Origin of the sequence: [Clostridium] saccharolyticum WM1, from assembly GCF_000144625.1 — a bacterium.
Taxonomy (GTDB): domain Bacteria; phylum Bacillota; class Clostridia; order Lachnospirales; family Lachnospiraceae; genus Lacrimispora; species Lacrimispora saccharolytica.
Window position 1 is genome coordinate 3,977,683 of sequence record NC_014376.1, and the last position, 17,911, is coordinate 3,995,593.

A 17,911-nucleotide genomic window follows, 5' to 3' on the forward strand; every position below is an offset into this window, starting at 1 on the left:
AATTTTCTTTGCAGTACTTTGCTTTCATCAGTTAAAGTGATTCTATGATCTTTCTATTATAATACGTTTACTCCATCCTTACCATACCATTCATGGAACAGATGATAATTTTTACCTGACGGCTGCGTCTTATCCATCTTCGCTTTTTACGGCATCTCCTGATTTAAGGGATCAGCCGGTGAATATCTCTTGGAAACAAGGTAGAAAGCCTGACATTATCCTGCTCCAGCAGCTTTCCTGTAAACCGTTCCAGGCCTAAACCTAACCCGCCATGAGGAGGCATCCCATATTTATGCATCATGAGATAGGTATCAAACAGCTCCGCATTCATTCCCCTGTATTCCATTTTAGCGATCTGTTCTTTATATTTGTGGATCCTCTGACCGCCAGTGGTTATTTCCAGTCCACGGAACAAAAGGTCGAAGCTTAAGGTCTCTTCCTGATTTTCTCCGCTGTCTTTGGCGTAAAATGGTCTTTTCCTGCTTGGATAATGGGTCACGAATACAAATTCGCTCCCTGTTTTCTGCTTGACCAGCTCATAAAGCAGCCTTTCTTCTTCCGGCTCAAAATCATCAAAATCCTTTACCGGCCTCCGATAATCTAAGGAAATCATTTCTTTTGCTTCCTTAAATTTTATTGCCGGAATCTCATCAATCACCGGAAGCTTGGCATTTAACAGCCTGATTTCGTTTTCATATTGTTCCTTCAAATATACCATCACATGCCGGAGCATCATGGTTTCCATCTGCATAATATCTTCAAAACTGTCAATATACCCCATTTCAAAATCTACGCTGGTATATTCATTTAAGTGCCTGGAAGTATCATGTTTTTCTGCCCGGAAAACAGGTGCGATCTCAAACACTCTTTCATAAACCCCTACCATCATCTGTTTATAAAACTGAGGGCTTTGAGCCAAATAAGCCTCTTTGCCAAAATAGTTAAGACAAAATATATTAGCTCCCCCTTCGGCACCGGCATAAACGATTTTAGGCGTATGGACCTCCGTAAATCGTTCCTGTTTTAAAAACTCACGTATTCCACAGGTGATCCCTTCCTGTAATTTAAAAATGGCCCGCTCTCTTTCATTGCGCAGCGTCAACGGCCTGAAATTAAGCAGGGTTTCCATAGAAGCATCAACCCGCTTGTTATTGATTACGACCGGACTTGGCTCTTCCGGCCATGATAGAGTTTCTATCTTGATCATCTGAAGATCATAGCCTGTTTTTGATCTTTCTTCTGCCTTAACATGGGCGGTTACAATGACACAGCTTTCTTCTGTTATCTCACTAAGGGAAAACCCGGAAAATTCCGCTGAATATATACACTGGACAACATTTCTTTTTGTTCTTAATAGTACAAAAGCAAAATCGCTCATTGTTCTGATTTTATAAATACTTCCATGGATCTGCACATTTTCTCCAATATGGTTTCCCAACTCTTCTGCTTCAACCGTTTTCTTTTCCATGGTCCCTGTAATATTCTTCATTATTTGCCTCCTAATGATTTAAGCGGATATGCTTGTATATCCGCTTGATTCCCAACCTCAAGGTTGAAATACGTTTTCTTTCAACCTCTTTTCTCCTGGATGATAGTATCAATTTCCTTTCCTGAGGAATCTATCCATGAGGACATCATCAATATGTCCCATACGATCACAACCTTTCTCATTCCCGTATGGGTAAAAAAATAGAACCACACGAGTAAATTATATTTACCAATGTGGTCCGTCAGAAAAATCTATCCACACAGGCACAACGCATCTAGCGCTTGCACCTATGATTCATCACAGATACAAGCGCTGCTAATCGTCGTCCCTATTCAGCTTTTTAAGCTGTTGATACTGATTCATGGCGGCTGCCTCCATTTATAATTTGATTCAGATTATCATAAAGATCGGATTTTGTCAAATATTTTGCTTAAAATTTTAAAGGGCTTTTTTCTGAAATAAGGATCAAATAAACCGACCGATTATCGGCTCCGGTAAGATATGCTTGATAATATCCGGCGGAATCTGATCTGAAAAGATAACTCATTACATTCAGTAATGTGGTGGGACCGCAGTCGTATTCCGTGACCTGATAGTTTAATGGATTTTTCATGTTGGGTCTGGTCAAAATTATCCTTTAATAAATCTCATCATCTTTTTCTGGTCAGCCTCTTGGTTCAGTGCATCAATTTGCTTCGCTATTTTTTCAATGGCTTCAGCCTTTTCTATCTTTTCAGATTCTCTGAATATTTCCTCGCCCCAATACCTTTCAGTGGTGCAGAACACCGTGGAAGACCAGCCGTATTCTTCGCCCTTGCTGGAAATCTTTTGCTGCCTTCCGCACATGGTCAGATACAGTTTCATTTGAAGTTCCGTCAAAGCCCGGTCAAATTGGCTTTTCTCCTCTTTTCCGAATCCGGCAAGCTGTTTGATCTCATGCAGAGGCAGTACTTCATGTCCGGCAACAACATTGTATATTCGCTTGGCATAATTGCTGATCAAACCTTCTTCATAGGCTTCTTCAAAAAGCGTATTGTCACGCCGGGCTGCGAGAAAATAAGGAATCCATTGTTTCGTAATGTAGCCGCTTTTCTTGAAAAAAAATTTCCCATAAGCGATATCATCACGCTCGTCCAACACCCGCATTCGCCATTCCCATGGATCGGTTTCAGGATCACCGGTATGCCAGCAAACCGGGGTGTCATAGGGTGGCTGTTCCTCCCAATTCCAGGTAATTATAGAAAAAACGCCCTCACTGTTTCCGCCTCCCATTGAAAATCCCGCTTCCAGCAATGCAGATACAAAATCGTTATAATTTTTTATTATCATTTGATTCAACTTTGACTCCTCCTTTTCCTCCATCGTATCATAAGCAACCGGACAACTGCCTGTCTTGTTTAAGAATAGATCCCTAATATTTCCGCCGCTATCCGCTTTATTTCATTTGCAATGTCTGCTGGCTCAAGTATTTTAACCTTTGCTCCAAATCTGAGCAGCCAGGCTATGATATATTCCCGGTTGGTATATCCTATTTCAGCTCGAAGCAAGCCTTCCTCTGTCACTGTGAAACAATCAAACCCATACGTTTCAATGAGCTGATACTTTAATGAAGGATCAAACAATGCCACCAGAATTTTATCATCTGGAAGACATGAGTGAAAGTCTCGCTTTTCAGGTGGGACTTCTCTTTCTCTGAAGATTTCATCACAGAGCCTTAAATCCCATAATCGTTGAAGCTTAAACAGCCTGAAATCCTGACGAAGGGTGCAAAAGCCAAATACATACCAAGATGACCAGTAAAAAATCACAAAAGCAGGCTCAATGTGACGGTGGGAAACGCCTTTTTCATAATAATAATCAAACTCAATGAGCCGTTTTTCATGAATGGCTTTTTTGATTTGTTCAATTTTTTGCGTCAGGTCACCTTTGTAATGAGAGGCAAGATCAATCACTATTGGTTCTGTGAGAGACATAACAACCTCAGTGCCAGGAGAGAGCTTGTCAAGGGTCTTTTCTAATTGTGATTTTTCTGATACACTTCCAATGCCTTTAAGTGCTGCAAGGATGCCGGAAAGCTCATCAGATGTTAATATGCTTTTATCCAGTTTATAGCCTTCCGCAATGGATATGCCGCCTCCGCTGCCCTGATAGGTGATAATTGGTATTCCTGCCCTGCAGAGTGCATCAATATCTCTCCCAATGGTGCGGCGGGAAACTTCAAATTTCCCGGCAAGATATGGTGCGTTTGTTCGCTCATTTCGCAGCAGTACGGTAAGTATGCCCAAAAGGCGGTCAAGCTTCATTCAGCACCTCCAAATTCCTTTCATGTAGCCTCTGGGGCTTTTTTGCTCTTTTTTATGTAATACTTTCCCACTCTTCTATATCGTGAAACGTTCCACTAAAAGTCACATGAATACTTGGCTTTTCATCATTATATGATGTAAACAAATAATACTTTTGCAGGGTTTTATATTTGTTATTCAATAAATCTTGATAGTGAATTTCTAAATATCCATCAACTCGGGTAATTTGCAGGTTATAATCCTTTTCAATAAACATCGGCCAATTTACTATACCTGTTGATTCATTCGGAGGCAGAACATTATCCCAAACACGCCTGGTATTATTTTTCTTACTATATTTTGGTTCTTTTAATTTTTCTTTATCTATTACAAACTTTTCTTCATTTAACCATACGACTTTAGGTATCCATGTTATATTAACTTCAAATGCAGTGCCATTTCCATAGTTTCTTAAAACACCGAAAGTATTTATTGTCTTTTTATCCGTTATAGAGATATCTCTTAATATGGATATTGCATTATCTGGTATATCTTTCAGTTCAGCTTCTATATAAGCAGGGGCAAATCCTGGACTTCTCTTACCTATTCTTTCAAACTTCACTTTATCCGGATAGCCACCTACTTGAAACATTAGAAATGGCTTTTGAGAAAAAATTCTATCTTTTTTTATTTCCCTTAAAGTTTTAATAGATATATAAAAAGAAAATAAAATACCTATACTGGTAATAATTGGGCTAATAATATTAAAAATGTAATAGTATGTTATTAGTTTTTCCTGTGTCACCATAGAAGTTTCCTTTCACACATTCGAATATTGAAACTATTAAAATATTCTAACATAAATCTTAGATTTTTTGAATCTAAAAACATGTTTCGTTATAGTAATATTACTTATTTCATCTTCAAAACTGCTCTAATTACTAAAATGGAACAGGATTCTGATGAATCCCGCCCCGGCTATTGAAAAAAAAGCCCAACAAAAGAACCCAGCAAAATTAAACATTTGCTGGGTTCTTGATTTGTTTGTATTGTGTGTCTTTTTATCGCTTGGAGAACTGCGGAGCACGACGAGCTGACTTTAAGCCGTATTTCACGAAACCGAAGCTCAATTTTGCTTGATTTTACGCGGTTTTTCAAGCCTTTTGCTCTTCGTCCACCAGTTCTTAAACCCACGATTTTGTGGGCTTTTGTCGGATTTTAACCCTAATCTTTTTTTGATGTGTCGATTGCTCTGTTGATCACCCCATGTAATTGGGCAGGTTTATTATACTTGACTTTGGCGTAAATATCCATAGTCACCTTGCTGTTTTCGTGTCCGGCAAGATACTGTACGGTTTTAGGATCAACCGAAGCATAAATCAGGTTCGTGATATAAGTGTGACGCAATTGATGCGGTGTCACTTGAAAATCCATCGTATATACCAACTTCGGATTGTTCGACTGATGCTCACCAAGTTTCGGCTTAACAACATGCTTAATCTTCTGCCCATTCACATAGGTGTAATAGCAGCGTTCTTCCGTAGAACGAACTGCTATGTACTTCCATACCCTCACGAACTGGGATTCAGCCAAAGCATTACCATTCCTGTCCGAGATCACATATTCCGATTTTGACTTTTCCTTTGCCTCTTTCAAACATTCCACCAACTTGCCCGGAATGGGAATGTCCCTTTTGGCTGCTGGCGTTTTTAATTCTGTTGAAATTACCGGACGATTATTTACAGAACGCCATGCTCGCCTTACCGATATATATGGGGTGGCACCATCCAGGAAAACACAATCCCATCGCAGTGCAAGAATTTCTTCCCGCCTCAACCCTGCGTATAACCCAATCATTACGAAAACATACGGTGGTAATCCCCTGATGGTATCCAGAAGAATTTTCACCTGCTCATCCGTCAATGCCTTCTTTTCCTGCTTTGGTGTTCCGCCTTTTGCAGAAAGCGACGCAGCCGGATTACAACTGATGATTTTGCTTTCTTCTGCTGAATAGAAAACACATTTGATCAGCATATTCATTTTGCTGTACAGGGAAGCTGATTGCTTGGAGATTGGCACCAGCAGCAAGCGAAGGTCATCGGTCGTCACTTCGTCCATATACATATCTCCAATAGCTCCAATAATGTATTTTCTTATCGTGCGCTCATATCCGCTCAATGTGTTTTCTCGCACACTCGCCGAGCGCATCTTCAACCATTTTTCGCAATACTCAGCTACTGTCGGATTATTCTTCCGGAATATTTCATCCTCAATACTGCGCTTCATCTCAATGGATTTATCGTACAGCTCTTCAGGAGTCTGTGCATATAGCGAAATCCATTTTCCATCTGCATCCTGCATTCGTGTTCTGTAATATTGAACGCCCCTCTTCATAATTGTTCCATATTCCGGCACTACTTTTTTTCTTGCCATTATTGCTTCCTCCATTTTCTTGATATATCCAAATTGATCTTTGCTCTTTAATTATCCAGAATGCTGCTCCGGTTCTCAAGGATGTCGGCTATATGTAAAAAGAGCAGGGATTATCCCTACTCTTTTTGATCTCATTCATGAAACTGTCTGGCCTATTCTGCATCCCACAGTGTAAAGGTATCCTCTAATATACCCGCCAGTTCATCCGGTCGGTTATACTTAGCTTTTGCATAAATGTCCATCGTTATCTTGCTGTTCTCATGACCGGCAAGATATTGAACTGTTTTAGGATCAACCGATGCGTGAATAAGATTTGTAATATAAGTATGCCGCAGCAAATGTGGTGTCACTTCAAAGTCTAAGCTATAAACCACCTTTCCATTATGCGCAGCTCTTTCGCCCAGCACCGGTTTCACCGTATGCTTCACTCGTTTTCCATTCTCATAACGGTAGTAGCTCCGTTCCTTTACAGTTCTGGTCACAATATACTGCCAGAGCCTCTTAAACTGCGTATATGAAAGCGGTTCACCCTCGCTGTTTGCAACAACATAGTCTGATGTGGAATTCTCCTTTGCTTCTCTCAGGCATTTCGCCAGGCAATCAGGAAGCGGTACATCTCGATGAGCAGCCTTTGTTTTCAGTTCAGACATTATTACCGGTCGATTGTGCTCTGTATGCCAAGCTCTGCACACTGTCAAATACGGTGCTGCTTCATCCAGAAAAACTGAATCCCACTGTAATGCAAGAATTTCTTCTCGCCGAAGCCCCGCATACAGACCAAGCATCACAAATACATACGGTGGTAATCCTCTTATCGCATCCAGCAATCTCTCCACCTGATCATCAGTCAAAGGGTTTTTCTCTTTTTGAGGAACGCCCCCGTTCTTTCCAGACAAATAAATTGTAGGATTGTCCTGAATCACTTTGCTTTCCTTTGCCGCCGCAAAAATGCTCTTATAAAGTATATTGACCGATTTGTACACAGACGCTGATTTTTTGGATACCGGAACCAGTGCCAGACGAATATCATCCGCTGTAACATCTGCTATATTCATATGACCCAGAGGCTTTATAATATGCCGGTTTACTTTCGATGTGTAATCCGTCAACGTAGTGGCTCTTACCTGTGCGGATTGTAACAACAGCCACTTTTCGCAATACTCCTTTACTGTGGGGGATGATCTGCGAAATGTATTATCCTCAATCTGCTCTCTCGCTTCGAGCACCTTATCATATAATTCTTCACGGGTTCTGCCATACAACGCCACCCGCTTTCCATCAGCATCCTCAATTCGAGTCCGGTAATATTCCTTACCCGCCATGATGACGGTTCCGTACTGAGGAATCGCATATCTTTTTCTTGCCATCTTCGACACCTCCAAACTTTTAGCTGATATATTCATTATTGCGAATAACCTGCCAATACTCAACGATGTCGAATTTCGCTCCTGGCTGTTCTCTTCTTTCGGAACGTCGGATTGTTATCCTTCGGCCTTGCACGATGTGTAGACCTTGCAATATACTCCTGAAGTCCAACTTCAGTAAAATAAACACAGCCATTCTCAACATACTGAACGTAAGTGATCAGCCCTTCCATTCTTGCATGATCCAAGGTGTCCAGGCTAATCCCCAACATCTCAGCGGCTTCTTTACGCTTAATCAATTTATCCACCATCAAAATTCACTTCCTTTCGGCATTTGCCTTGTCTTTTTTTCTCCGCCTGTTCCGGAATATAATATCCAAGCTGCACTTTCACAGCTTCATCAATTCCGCGCATCTGTCCCTTACTTACCTTGCCGAGATACCGAATCACACAGGTCTTATCACATGTATCAAGCTGCTCCGCCAATACCATCGAAGATCTTGCCAGCCCTTTTGCCTTCCGAAGGAAATAATGTGTTGGCTGGCTTCTTTTCTTTTGAATCTTCGTTGTCAGAGGAGCAACCGTAATCGTCGGCGAATAAAAGTTGCCGACATCGTTCTGAAGAACCACTACCGGACGAACACCGCCCTGCTTTGATCCTATCGGAACACCAAGATTGGCAAGGTAAATATCTCCTCGCCGGTAAACCCAGTTTTCTTTCATCTGGTTGCCTCCAATCCCATAATCATCTATGGATAAAAGCTGACAGAAAATAATACAACTGCTTTATTCTGACAGCTTTTCTTAAAATATGGTTTCTCTGTACTTTTTCTTGGCACCCCAGAGATCGGGGATTTCTCACAAGCGGCAGTGTGCTTCACTGCTCCATTGGAATTTAACCATCCCGCCTTCTTTATGGCCGGACCGCGAATTACGGAAGTATCATTGTCCCTGACAGGCTTTTACACCACCGTCGGTTGCAATCCGACATTTGCTGCTGCGATTCCGCTTCGCCCCTGTTGGGCATCATGGCGTGCAGTCGAAGGCTCGTTCTGTCAGTAATGTACTTGGAGAATGAGTATTCAATTTTCATAGTTCATCAGCCTTGTTGCCTTAGCTGTAAAGTAAGTATAAAAGAATGCGGTTTTACATAACACGCCGGAAACTGCGACTTTGCCCACCTAATTTTGCGAGTTCACATCAGTGCTTCCTGAAGCTGCGTAATGGCATCCTGCACTCTCTTTTTCAACGCATCCACATCCTGTCTCTTGCCAATGATCAGATAATCCAGCGTTACTCCAAAGAATTCCGAAAACAGAATCATGTCGTTATAAGATGCCGATATTACTCCGCGTTCAATTTTTGAAATGCGTTTTGCATCAATATCAATCGCCTCAGCCAGAGCCTCCTGCGTATACCCTTTTGATTTGCGCAGCTCCTGAATTCTTGCTCCACATACATGCTGATCGTAATACATACGTTTCTCCTTCCGCACAGCCGGTACAGAACCGGACCAGCGGAAGGTCAAAAAAGGAGCCGCATGACGGTGAAGAAAAAATCCTGTGCCGATAAAACAGAACATGGGGTATCCCATAATTCTGTCTCATGCGGCATTCGGAAGACTTCGCCTGTCAGCGGCTCCACAGCACAGCTATGACTTATAAAATTGTGTTAATAGGGTTATTTATTGTCATCTCAACCATTCAGAGACGAATAGTAGAGCTGCAATCTCCGTAATCTTCTCATCTCCAAAACATTGAAGACGGTCTCACGTCCGCAGGCCTTGCATTTGGTCTGCACATGTCCTCTGGTATCCTCAAAGACGATGATTGAATTATGTCGGCAATAAGGACACCTGACAGTCCTGGGCTTTTGGGAAGCGATTGCATCCTTTGCCCGGATGATTTTAATCTGCATTTCCGCAGATGGTTCCGATACTCTGATATTCCTGCTCATGGCCACACCTCCAATGGATCACGATATTCATAATCCTTTTTCCGGTTCAGATAGCCAAGTTGTTCCAAGCGGATAGCTGCTGCTGATCTCGAAACACCAAAGACACCACAGAAAGTATCTATCTTCACCTGGTCACTGTCGTAAAAACGCCATCCATAACAGGTCAGAGGCTTTCTGCTGTTAATGAACCACATCGCCCGATCTACTTCTGACTGAGGCATCAGAATGGCAGCTCCCAGCGTATTGGCCTGCCATTCGTTCCAATCTTCCTGCGTTCTCAGGACGCGGGAACCATTTCCCCGCGCTTCCGGTCTCTTATGGCAGGCTATCTTTCGGTCATCGGAATCCAGCTGAAACAGTATCTGGTGAGCGCACTCATGCGCCAGCGTAAATCTGCGTTTTCCGCAGAGTTTCCGAATATTCGCTGGTTCAATGAAACTCTTGTCCAGAACCACATCATTGGTTTTCAGGAAGATGCTCCTCTGATTTCCATCAATCTCTATCTGATATTCTGTATCCACATACGCGGTCAGACCATAGATGCTTCCGTCCGAGGACAACTTTTGAAATGACACCTTCAGGTTCAGATAATCGGATGCAAACTGGTCAATGGGTGTCGGAAGTGCGAATCTTGCCGGATCATCTGCTTCGCTGCCGAAAAAGGACTTTTGAAAATCTCTTATCACTGCAACAGCGATTTCTTCTATGTTTTTCTGCGAAAGGATCATAGGCACGGCTCCTTTGCTTCAACGAACCATTTTTCATCTTCGTTGTACAGGAAACTCTCATGCCCACCGATCATGACCGTATAGCGGATTCCGCAGCCACCCACCTTCGTGGAAGCAGCCCGACACTTATGCTTCAATCGGTCGATCTCATACACCCGTCCGTCAATCCACCGAATCAGACGCGGACGGATATTTCCCTCTGCATCCACATCTAAATTCACAGGTACATATACTTTTCTACATTTCTGTTCCGACATATTCTACGCTCCTCCTCTGTAAACCGGCGAATGTGTTGACTTCTTTTAGCAAAGAACTCACCAGATTCTGCCGGTGCTGTATTAACCAATCATTCCTGTCGGCATAACCAAATCCACTTTTCGCTCTGTCGGCATCTTGCTTTTCTGAAAAAGTACCCCATTTTTAATCGCATCTTTCCCGAATCGGAATCGAATCTGCTCAATCGCTGCGTCCAAGCGTTCCTGGCGATCCAGTGATTTCACATCAGTGAATAGGTCGTATTGTATCGGACAATCCTCTTCAAACAGGTTGATTGCCCGAACTGTCACCGAACGAATCGGGTGTTCCCACTGATAATTCTTATCAAACAGAGCAAATGCGGTTTTCGCCAGATAGGTGGGGCTTTGTGTCGGAATGCTAATCCGGCACTGCCACTCCTTCGTGAAAAGCTCATTGTTGCGGATGGAAATCGCTATTCCGCCCGCTTTTCTTCTTATGTGTTCGTAGCTTGGTTCCAATCTCCTGCACCAGCTCCAGCATGACACACCAGACTTCGGCGTTATTCTCCAAATCCTGCATGGTCGTTATCCCGTGTCCGATGCTCTTTACCGGAGAAACATAATCGGAAAGCATAACCGGCGAATCATCCAGCCCATTGGCATATTTCTTAATCGCCAGTCCATTCTTTCCAAGGCGGCACTTCAAGAAATCATCCGATGTTGCAGCAAGCTCTCCAATGGTATGAATCCCATAACCGGATAGAACCTTCTCGGTCGCTCTGCCGACTCCAAGCAAGTCAGAGGCAGGAAGACACCAAATCTTCTCACGGAATGAATCTGCTTCGATGCAGGTAATCGCATCCGGCTTTTTCATATCCGACCCAAGCTTGGCAAAAATCTTGTTGAAGCTCACTCCTGCGGAAATCGTAAGGCCCAGTTCAAACTTAACGGTTCTGCGAATCTCATCTGCGATTTCAAATCCAGTTCCCATGCAGCCGCTTCCGGTCACATCCAGCCAGCATTCGTCCATCCCGTAAGGTTCAATCTGGTCAGTATAACGACCGTATATCTCACGGGCTAATTTTGAAAACTTCATATATTGCTCATAATGCGGCTTCACGATCACAAGATCCTGGCACTTCTGTTTTGCCTGCCAGATTGCCTCTCCCGTGGAAACGCCAAACGCCTTTGCTGCATAGTTCTTCGCAAGTACGATACCATGCCGTTCCTCCACAGAACCACACACTGCCACCGGCTTGTTCTTCAGTTCCGGGTTCAGCATACACTCAACAGAAGCATAGAAATTATTCATATCACAGTGAAGAATCACTCTTTGCATCCCGTATTCCTCCTCTCCGTTCGTGAAAACACGAACAACTTTTCACGAACGCATTGACACACAGCATTTCTTGTGATACTATAATTACACGAATTGTATTTCGTGTTTTCATCGTCATTATAGCAAGCACAATTTTTCGTGTCAATAGATTTTTATGAAAAAGTGTTCGTGTTCGTCATCAAAAAAGAAAGAGGTATTCCTATGGTCTTCAAAGAAAGGTTGAAAGAAAAAAGAACAGAAGCCAATTTAACTCAGGTAGAACTTGCAGAGAAGGCCGGTGTAACCGCCCGCACAATTCAGAATTATGAGCTTGGCAGCCGCAAACCATCCAATATGGTCACGATCCAGAAGATTGCAGATGCGCTGAATACTACTACCGAGTACCTGCTGGGAAGCAGCGGCACCTATGTCGTAGAAGCTCATGAAAAAGGCGGCGCAAAAGCAGCGAAAGATATTGAAGAACTGGTCAGCGAGGTGACCGGTATGTTCGCTGGCGGCGAATTAAGCGAAGATGCCATCGAAGGAGCTTATAAAGCTCTGACCGATGCCTACTGGATTGCCAAAGAGAACAATAAAAAATACGCCCCGAAAACGAGGCGTAAAAAATCCGATCAGTGATATTTATCGTACACACTTTTCGCTATACTGTAAACTGGAGGTGGTATGATGAATGCGGAACAGCTTTCACGGGTCGGTGAGAAACTGGTAAAACGCTGCGGTTCCAGAGACCCTTTTGAAATTGCAAGGCAGCTTGGTATCAATGTCATGCTTTGCGAAAATTTTGGTTCCCTGAAGGGAATGTACCGGGTAATTAAGCGGAATCGCTTTATTTTCCTGAATAACAGTCTGGATGAAAATATGCTGCGCATCGTGTGCGCACATGAATTAGGGCATGACCAGCTTCACCGGAATATGGCGAAAACCACCCCGATTCATGAGTTCATGCTCTATGACATGAAATCCAAACCGGAATATGAAGCCAACATCGTAGCAGCGGAGATTCTGATGGACAGCGATGAAGTTCTTCGCTACATCTATGAGTATGGATATACAGCCGAGCAGATCGCCAGTGCGATGTCCACCGACATCAATCTGGTTGCGCTGAAGGTAGCACACCTGGCCACACTTGGATATAATCTGCACGCACTGGAACATAAAAGCAATTTTTTGAAATAACGTACCTTCGAGGAGCCTTAACCGGCTCCTCTTTTTTGTTGCAAATTGTGCAGATGCCGTCTGCACAATTATCAGCCTAACATCTGCATGTGATAGAGCTTAACTTTTTCCTCGAACGGAAGTCCCGGATCAATGCCGACTTCTTCCCACATCACACCATACGGTGCGCCGCCATCTGTATATCCAGCGATAAAAGCAAAACGACCATCGCAGTCCTTATACAGTTCTGCCAGCCGCTCCCGTTCCTTCGCTTCCCGCTCCATTCTCCGCTGCCGGAGCCGCTGTTCTTCGGCCCGTTTAATCTGGTCAAGCTGCTCCTGTGTATAATTGACCCCCAGCTCCTGCAAATCTTTAGCAGCCGTCACAGCATCCACATGAAAGCGTTCCCGATAATGCTTGTTCATCTTTTTCGGTGAGCCGGTATAGGTGAGCAGCCACTGCTTGCCTTTTCGGAGGCGGGCTTCCTTTCGCTCAGCCGTCGTCAGTTTCTTTTTCTTTGCCATTTGCGGAATCTCCCGGATTTTTTGCTGATAATTTTGAGTTGCGCTTTTTCGGTGCTGTCAGCTCATAGCTCAAAGAAAGCAGGTCTTTGATGGCATCATCCAGCTCCGGTTTGCCAAGCTGAATACTGAGCCATTTTTCCTTATTCATGTGATAGGCCGGAAAATAGCCATCCTGCCCACGCAGAGAGCCAATCAGCAACGGATCACTTTTCACATTAAGGACATCAACGATGCCTGCCTCCGGCAATCCCAACTTATCAGCAGATACTTCCAGAACCACACCATACCATTTGTTATTATCGTTGTGCCGCAGCACAGCATTCCAGTCATGCCAGGGGTATTCCGGCTCTGTGCCGTACTGCTGACGTATCCATGTAAATAATTCTTGTCGTGTCACTCCATCGCTTCCCAACTATTTTATGTGTGGTTTGTGCAACGACCTGTTGCACAAATTCTTGCCTCAGATAACTCTCCGCAATGCATTCATATCAGAAATCATCCAGCGCAGCATCAATCTCTTCCAGCCGATCAATCCAGCCCAGGTCAGATTTCTTCTTGGTTGCTGGTCTTTTCTTATCACCACCAACCATTTCAAACCGTTTCTCTTCTGTCCCGAACAAACCTTTTACCTGAATTCTGAAATCCGGCTTGTTGTTGGTCAGTCCTTGCATGAGCTGCACATTCTTGTATCTTGGCAGGAGGATTTGACAAATAGCCTGAATGTCTTGCTCCTTAATACACGGTGCCGCCATGAACTTTTTTGTTATGTAAGGCTTCATATCTGCCAGTACCTTCGACATAGAGGCTTTCTTTCGAGTATCAGTCGTAACAATTCCTCCTTCCCACTGATTTTTGTCATTATCCCTTGCTATATTTAATCAGCAATATATCTAAGAACTTTACCCAGGCAATCTCTGCTGTTATCCGTAGACACCTGTTGATTACTTCCTGGTGCGCTAAGAGGCATTGCTCCCCACATAAAGTGCTGATTATAACAATCTAAAAGAATCCTCTCGTATGTACCTGCTGCTGAAGTTGAACTTTCTCCAGAGGAAAGCCATCTCCAATTTCCTATTGCTTGATAAACGAAGCTGTCAATAACGATTCCTGACAAATGGTAGCTTCTAAAATAGTTATCTCGCACATATCGTAGATGCTTGCAAGTGTCAAAAAGCAGTCCATTACTGCTTATATTTTTGTTTTTCATGGCATCCTGTTCTGCTTTTGGATTAGTTGAACGCCAATTCCCACCCATATTTGTATCTGGATATCTGTATGAGCCATCCCAATTTCTGAATGCCGGCAGAATTTCAAAGAACATTCCATCTGAAAAATTGATCTTCACAACCTGTCCATCTGCTCTTACTTCACTTCTTGGATACGGAACAAGAATAGCCTGTCTAACTGCTTGCAGAAGACGAGATTGACCATTCCCATAAACAGAGTTGAACTGGTTGTAATATGATTCCGGCAAGGACATCAAAATATCAATATCACTTGTATCTATCGCAGTTCCCCTTCCATAGGAGCCAACATATATACTATTTTGTCTATCGCTTGTTATATTCCAAAACTCACGGTTCATTGCTGATGTTACAGTGCAATATCTTTTTGAAATAAGAGAACGGCTGTCAGCTGATATTACCTCTCCATTTCTTTGAACATACAAACTCAATGTGTTCATCCCCCATTTACTCATTTTTTCTCAAATGCGCCGGAAGCATCTTGTTTAATTCCTCCTGCGTAAAGAATTGCTCTTCATTTGTTTTGAGTGCAGCTTGGGCGGCAGCATAACTTTTCCCATCAGTTAAAGGTGCAGCACCGTAGATTTCCGAACTTTCATCCAACAGTTCATCTCTTTTGCGCACTATCTCTTCAATACTGATTTCGTCAAAATCTGTCAAAAGTGACAGATATTTTTCTCTAACCTTCCACAGCTTATTCGCAGTCTTAATATGATCGGTTTTTTCAGTGGAAATATCCTTATCCTTCAGATAGCTTGTTAGGGCAAGGAGTGCTGTCGAACATAGTCCACCAGCCCATAACAGTATCTGTTTATTTGAAATGAGCACTCCCAAGAAGCCACCTGTCGATATTGCTGATAGCCCAATTTGTCCCCATTTTATCCAAAAATTACGCTTACTCAACCGATCAGCCATCTTAAAATGACATGTATAGGTATATACAAGTTTCCCATATTCTTCTTGTATTTGAGAATATAGTTTTTTACGGTAATCCAACGAACTATTCTCCATTGGCGCATTTCCTCCGTACCTTTAGTATTACTCTACCCCCAACGCCTTAAACACCGCATCTTCCGCACTGCTGTAGAAAATCAGATTAAAACTGCCCACCAGCTCCGGCGGCACGGTGCCAAGGTCTGCTGCACTGGTAATCGGAAGCAGCACTTTCTTTGCTCCGCTATCGAGGCACACCTGCAAACTATTGGCAAGCTCGTCCACTTTCAGAATCGTGCCGCTAATACTGATTTCTCCCAGCACGGCAAGTGTACTGACCGTAGGCCGTCCAAGAGCGATGCTGCATAGTGCAATCAATGTAGGCAATGCCAGCTTTCCGGTCATGCCAATGCCCTGTAAATCCTGATAGTTGATGATGTAATCCCGCATCGTGGTGCTGATGCTACCACTGATTCGATTTCCGTTTGCTTTCAGGAAATTGAACGCCGTATTCGTGGATTCCTTGCAGTCACGGTCGCTGCCAAGACCAGTGCGTTCAAATTTTCCGTTACCGGGCAGCATCTGGCTTTCAAGGCGGAATACGCCGATCATGCCGGATTTGCCCTGACTTACGGTATATACCTGTCCAGGATTGCAGATGCCATCGGGGATGAGCTTTCCACCGCCCTGCTCTGGCACGGAAACAAATTTTTCTTCAAAGGTATCAAGGTCGATGTAGCTAAAGTTCACATCATAGAACTCCATTCCACCCAGCTTTTTCAGCTGTTCCTTGACACGACGGCGCATTTCCAGCGCAAATACAAGAATTTCTTCAATCTGTTCCTTCGTGAACTCTCCATCGGGATAAAGCAATTTCACATAGCCGCCTACAATCTTGCGGACAGCAATCGTATCGCGCTGGTTCAGGTTCTTTCCAAGGCGGAAATACTTATCCAACGCATCACCATACTGTTCTTTCCGCAGTTCTCGGATAAACTCTGCCAGATAATCCGTGATAAATCCGTAGTCGTTGGTAAAATGCTCCGGACGGAACTTCGGAATCTCCCAGCCTGGAATGTAGCAATGCAGACGGTCAAGAAAAGCGGTGTCCGTTCCCATCTCCGGCGGGAACGGATCAAACAGAGAAGAAGTCTTGAGCAACACATCCACGCTCTGATTGATGTTTCCTACAAAGACCATAGATGCCGACGCTGCCTTTTCCTCTTTGCCACGGGCAAAGGAGCCGGAAGCCATATAGTCCTTCATAATCTGAATGCCGTCTTTGTCCTTAAACTTGATTCCGGCAACCTCATCAAAGGCAACACAGTCCCATAAGCCTACCAAACCTACGGTTTTGCGCCCCATATTGTAAAACAGATTTGCAACGGTCGTCTGACCACCGGATACCAGGATACTGTTCGGGCTGATTTCTTTATAGATATGGGACTTGCCTGTGCTGCGCGGCCCCAACTCACAGAGATTGAAGTTGTTCTCCACCAGCGGTAACATACGCGCAAGCAGCAGCCACTTTTCCCGATTGTTCAGCTGTTCCGGCTCATATCCGCAGGAACGCAGCATACCATCCATCCACTCTTCCTGTGTGAATGCCTTGCGTCCCTCTCGAACTTCTTCAATGTCGATATGGGGCATCTGAATCGGAGTCAGCTTATGGATGCTGATGGGAGAGATGTCCTTCTGCTTTTTCTGTTTAGAGGAAATCGGCTGTCCATCTATATCCGTGATTCCAAAGCTGCTGTCTCCCTCAGACTCATATTCCAGCTGCACGATGCACCAGATACCGCCGCAAAGCAACCGGTCATATTTTTCCGGATAATCATCCGTAATCGGCACATTGGTGAGACCAAGGTTAGAGAACTCTGCAAAAAAGCAATCCTTTTTGATGTCCAGATGTACTGTCACCATATCAATAATGGTATGACTCCCGTTCTTGCGCAGCTGGGAGAGAATTTTCTGAGCCTCATCCGGGCGGACAAAATTGTCTGCCAGAATGCGTTTCACATTCTGAACGCCCTGCTCAATGATTGTCTCATCGTCTGAACTACAATACTGACCCAGCAGGAACTCCAGCACATAGACTGGAACATTTGCTCCTTCTTTTATTTTCTTTGTCAGGTCTTTGCGGACGATCCGACCGTCAAAGTTGCTACGCAGCTTCCGGCGCAGTTCTTCACGGGTATCGTCTGCCGCCATATCCATCATTTCCATAC

At 43.7% G+C, this 17,911-nt stretch carries 22 protein-coding genes; 2 read left to right on the plus strand and 20 right to left on the minus strand.

The features are described from left to right. Positions 1–163 precede the first annotated feature (163 nt). The 14 genes from aspS to CLOSA_RS18525 all read right to left on the minus strand — a co-directional run bounded on the left by aspS (position 164) and on the right by CLOSA_RS18525 (position 11,827). On the minus strand, positions 164–1,489 hold the full coding sequence (gene aspS / locus CLOSA_RS18460) for an aspartate--tRNA(Asn) ligase (RefSeq protein WP_013274255.1): 1,326 nt from the start codon (positions 1,487–1,489) through the stop codon (positions 164–166). Positions 1,490–2,119: 630 nt separating this feature from the next. Beyond that, positions 2,120–2,818 (minus strand): AlkZ-related protein, encoded by a 699-nt coding sequence (locus tag CLOSA_RS18470; RefSeq protein ID WP_041708703.1) that lies wholly within the window; start codon positions 2,816–2,818, stop codon positions 2,120–2,122. Between the two features lie 68 nt (positions 2,819–2,886). Beyond that, positions 2,887–3,792, minus strand: coding sequence for a helix-turn-helix transcriptional regulator (locus tag CLOSA_RS18475; RefSeq protein WP_013274257.1), 906 nt, complete (start codon positions 3,790–3,792; stop codon positions 2,887–2,889). A gap of 52 nt (positions 3,793–3,844) precedes the next feature. Then, positions 3,845–4,579: a hypothetical protein gene (locus CLOSA_RS18480; protein ID WP_013274258.1), complete on the minus strand. Its 735-nt coding sequence runs from the start codon at positions 4,577–4,579 to the stop codon at positions 3,845–3,847. A 416-nt stretch (positions 4,580–4,995) separates the two neighbouring features. After that, positions 4,996–6,204: a tyrosine-type recombinase/integrase gene (locus CLOSA_RS18485; RefSeq protein WP_013274259.1), complete on the minus strand. Its 1,209-nt coding sequence runs from the start codon at positions 6,202–6,204 to the stop codon at positions 4,996–4,998. Between the two features lie 152 nt (positions 6,205–6,356). After that, positions 6,357–7,571 carry a tyrosine-type recombinase/integrase gene (locus CLOSA_RS18490; RefSeq protein ID WP_013274260.1) on the minus strand — a complete coding sequence of 405 codons (1,215 nt, stop codon included), beginning with the start codon at positions 7,569–7,571 and terminating at the stop codon, positions 6,357–6,359. 59 nt (positions 7,572–7,630) lie between these two features. Then, a complete protein-coding gene (locus CLOSA_RS18495) occupies positions 7,631–7,879 on the minus strand; it encodes a hypothetical protein (RefSeq protein WP_013274261.1) in 249 nt (82 codons plus the stop codon). Continuing rightward, the gene (locus tag CLOSA_RS18500; RefSeq protein WP_013274262.1) at positions 7,869–8,291 is read right to left on the minus strand and encodes a type II toxin-antitoxin system PemK/MazF family toxin; all 423 of its coding nucleotides are present in this window, start codon (positions 8,289–8,291) and stop codon (positions 7,869–7,871) included. Before CLOSA_RS18500 ends, CLOSA_RS18495 begins: the two co-directional genes overlap by 11 nt. A 472-nt stretch (positions 8,292–8,763) precedes the next feature. Next, positions 8,764–9,045 carry a helix-turn-helix domain-containing protein gene (locus CLOSA_RS18505; RefSeq protein ID WP_013274263.1) on the minus strand — a complete coding sequence of 94 codons (282 nt, stop codon included), beginning with the start codon at positions 9,043–9,045 and terminating at the stop codon, positions 8,764–8,766. Between the two features lie 218 nt (positions 9,046–9,263). Then, complete coding sequence (locus tag CLOSA_RS18510; RefSeq protein ID WP_005929785.1) at positions 9,264–9,524, minus strand: hypothetical protein; 261 nt, start codon at positions 9,522–9,524, stop codon at positions 9,264–9,266. Then, positions 9,521–10,252 carry an ImmA/IrrE family metallo-endopeptidase gene (locus CLOSA_RS18515; RefSeq protein WP_013274264.1) on the minus strand — a complete coding sequence of 244 codons (732 nt, stop codon included), beginning with the start codon at positions 10,250–10,252 and terminating at the stop codon, positions 9,521–9,523. The genes CLOSA_RS18510 and CLOSA_RS18515 overlap by 4 nt, the downstream gene beginning before the upstream one ends. Further along, positions 10,249–10,509 (minus strand): hypothetical protein, encoded by a 261-nt coding sequence (locus CLOSA_RS18520; RefSeq protein WP_013274265.1) that lies wholly within the window; start codon positions 10,507–10,509, stop codon positions 10,249–10,251. Before CLOSA_RS18520 ends, CLOSA_RS18515 begins: the two co-directional genes overlap by 4 nt. Before the next feature lie 81 nt (positions 10,510–10,590). Next, positions 10,591–11,007 (minus strand): DinB/UmuC family translesion DNA polymerase, encoded by a 417-nt coding sequence (locus tag CLOSA_RS23300; protein WP_242647761.1) that lies wholly within the window; start codon positions 11,005–11,007, stop codon positions 10,591–10,593. Continuing rightward, entirely contained in the window at positions 10,940–11,827 is an 888-nt protein-coding gene (locus CLOSA_RS18525; RefSeq protein WP_242647762.1) for a DNA polymerase Y family protein, read from the minus strand. The genes CLOSA_RS23300 and CLOSA_RS18525 overlap by 68 nt, the downstream gene beginning before the upstream one ends. Positions 11,828–12,028: 201 nt before the next feature. Here CLOSA_RS18525 and CLOSA_RS18530 point away from each other — a divergent pair, with 201 nt between their 5' ends. Both CLOSA_RS18530 and CLOSA_RS18535 read left to right on the plus strand, forming a co-directional pair. Further along, positions 12,029–12,445, plus strand: a complete 417-nt coding sequence (locus tag CLOSA_RS18530) for a helix-turn-helix domain-containing protein (protein WP_002576372.1) — start codon at positions 12,029–12,031, stop codon at positions 12,443–12,445. A gap of 45 nt (positions 12,446–12,490) precedes the next feature. Then, positions 12,491–13,003, plus strand: coding sequence for an ImmA/IrrE family metallo-endopeptidase (locus CLOSA_RS18535; RefSeq protein ID WP_008396542.1), 513 nt, complete (start codon positions 12,491–12,493; stop codon positions 13,001–13,003). Positions 13,004–13,074: 71 nt separating this feature from the next. On the opposite strand, the gene CLOSA_RS18540 is transcribed toward CLOSA_RS18535, so the two are convergent. The 6 genes from CLOSA_RS18540 to brxL all read right to left on the minus strand — a co-directional run bounded on the left by CLOSA_RS18540 (position 13,075) and on the right by brxL (position 17,909). After that, complete coding sequence (locus CLOSA_RS18540; protein WP_013274266.1) at positions 13,075–13,506, minus strand: hypothetical protein; 432 nt, start codon at positions 13,504–13,506, stop codon at positions 13,075–13,077. Further along, the gene (locus tag CLOSA_RS18545) at positions 13,475–13,903 is read right to left on the minus strand and encodes an MmcQ/YjbR family DNA-binding protein (RefSeq protein WP_013274267.1); all 429 of its coding nucleotides are present in this window, start codon (positions 13,901–13,903) and stop codon (positions 13,475–13,477) included. The genes CLOSA_RS18540 and CLOSA_RS18545 overlap by 32 nt, the downstream gene beginning before the upstream one ends. Positions 13,904–13,994: 91 nt before the next feature. Continuing rightward, on the minus strand, positions 13,995–14,285 hold the full coding sequence (locus CLOSA_RS18550) for a hypothetical protein (protein ID WP_013274268.1): 291 nt from the start codon (positions 14,283–14,285) through the stop codon (positions 13,995–13,997). Positions 14,286–14,380: 95 nt separating this feature from the next. Then, entirely contained in the window at positions 14,381–15,190 is an 810-nt protein-coding gene (locus CLOSA_RS18555; protein WP_013274269.1) for an SMODS domain-containing nucleotidyltransferase, read from the minus strand. Between the two features lie 7 nt (positions 15,191–15,197). After that, positions 15,198–15,761 (minus strand): SLATT domain-containing protein, encoded by a 564-nt coding sequence (locus tag CLOSA_RS18560; RefSeq protein ID WP_013274270.1) that lies wholly within the window; start codon positions 15,759–15,761, stop codon positions 15,198–15,200. Positions 15,762–15,788: 27 nt separating this feature from the next. Beyond that, positions 15,789–17,909: a protease Lon-related BREX system protein BrxL gene (gene brxL / locus CLOSA_RS18565; RefSeq protein WP_013274271.1), complete on the minus strand. Its 2,121-nt coding sequence runs from the start codon at positions 17,907–17,909 to the stop codon at positions 15,789–15,791. Positions 17,910–17,911: the final 2 nt, after the last annotated feature.

Coding starts and splice junctions, on each gene's coding strand:
- aspS (WP_013274255.1), bottom strand. CDS start 1,489: ATGAAGAATATTACAGGGACCATGGAAAAGAAAACGGTTGAAGCAGAA.
- CLOSA_RS18470 (WP_041708703.1), bottom strand. CDS start 2,818: ATGATAATAAAAAATTATAACGATTTTGTATCTGCATTGCTGGAAGCG.
- CLOSA_RS18475 (WP_013274257.1), bottom strand. CDS start 3,792: ATGAAGCTTGACCGCCTTTTGGGCATACTTACCGTACTGCTGCGAAAT.
- CLOSA_RS18480 (WP_013274258.1), bottom strand. CDS start 4,579: ATGGTGACACAGGAAAAACTAATAACATACTATTACATTTTTAATATT.
- CLOSA_RS18485 (WP_013274259.1), bottom strand. CDS start 6,204: ATGGCAAGAAAAAAAGTAGTGCCGGAATATGGAACAATTATGAAGAGG.
- CLOSA_RS18490 (WP_013274260.1), bottom strand. CDS start 7,571: ATGGCAAGAAAAAGATATGCGATTCCTCAGTACGGAACCGTCATCATG.
- CLOSA_RS18495 (WP_013274261.1), bottom strand. CDS start 7,879: ATGGTGGATAAATTGATTAAGCGTAAAGAAGCCGCTGAGATGTTGGGG.
- CLOSA_RS18500 (WP_013274262.1), bottom strand. CDS start 8,291: ATGAAAGAAAACTGGGTTTACCGGCGAGGAGATATTTACCTTGCCAAT.
- CLOSA_RS18505 (WP_013274263.1), bottom strand. CDS start 9,045: ATGTATTACGATCAGCATGTATGTGGAGCAAGAATTCAGGAGCTGCGC.
- CLOSA_RS18510 (WP_005929785.1), bottom strand. CDS start 9,524: ATGAGCAGGAATATCAGAGTATCGGAACCATCTGCGGAAATGCAGATT.
- CLOSA_RS18515 (WP_013274264.1), bottom strand. CDS start 10,252: ATGATCCTTTCGCAGAAAAACATAGAAGAAATCGCTGTTGCAGTGATA.
- CLOSA_RS18520 (WP_013274265.1), bottom strand. CDS start 10,509: ATGTCGGAACAGAAATGTAGAAAAGTATATGTACCTGTGAATTTAGAT.
- CLOSA_RS18525 (WP_242647762.1), bottom strand. CDS start 11,827: ATGCAAAGAGTGATTCTTCACTGTGATATGAATAATTTCTATGCTTCT.
- CLOSA_RS18530 (WP_002576372.1), top strand. CDS start 12,029: ATGGTCTTCAAAGAAAGGTTGAAAGAAAAAAGAACAGAAGCCAATTTA.
- CLOSA_RS18535 (WP_008396542.1), top strand. CDS start 12,491: ATGATGAATGCGGAACAGCTTTCACGGGTCGGTGAGAAACTGGTAAAA.
- CLOSA_RS18540 (WP_013274266.1), bottom strand. CDS start 13,506: ATGGCAAAGAAAAAGAAACTGACGACGGCTGAGCGAAAGGAAGCCCGC.
- CLOSA_RS18550 (WP_013274268.1), bottom strand. CDS start 14,285: ATGAAGCCTTACATAACAAAAAAGTTCATGGCGGCACCGTGTATTAAG.
- CLOSA_RS18555 (WP_013274269.1), bottom strand. CDS start 15,190: ATGAACACATTGAGTTTGTATGTTCAAAGAAATGGAGAGGTAATATCA.
- CLOSA_RS18560 (WP_013274270.1), bottom strand. CDS start 15,761: ATGGAGAATAGTTCGTTGGATTACCGTAAAAAACTATATTCTCAAATA.
- brxL (WP_013274271.1), bottom strand. CDS start 17,909: ATGGAAATGATGGATATGGCGGCAGACGATACCCGTGAAGAACTGCGC.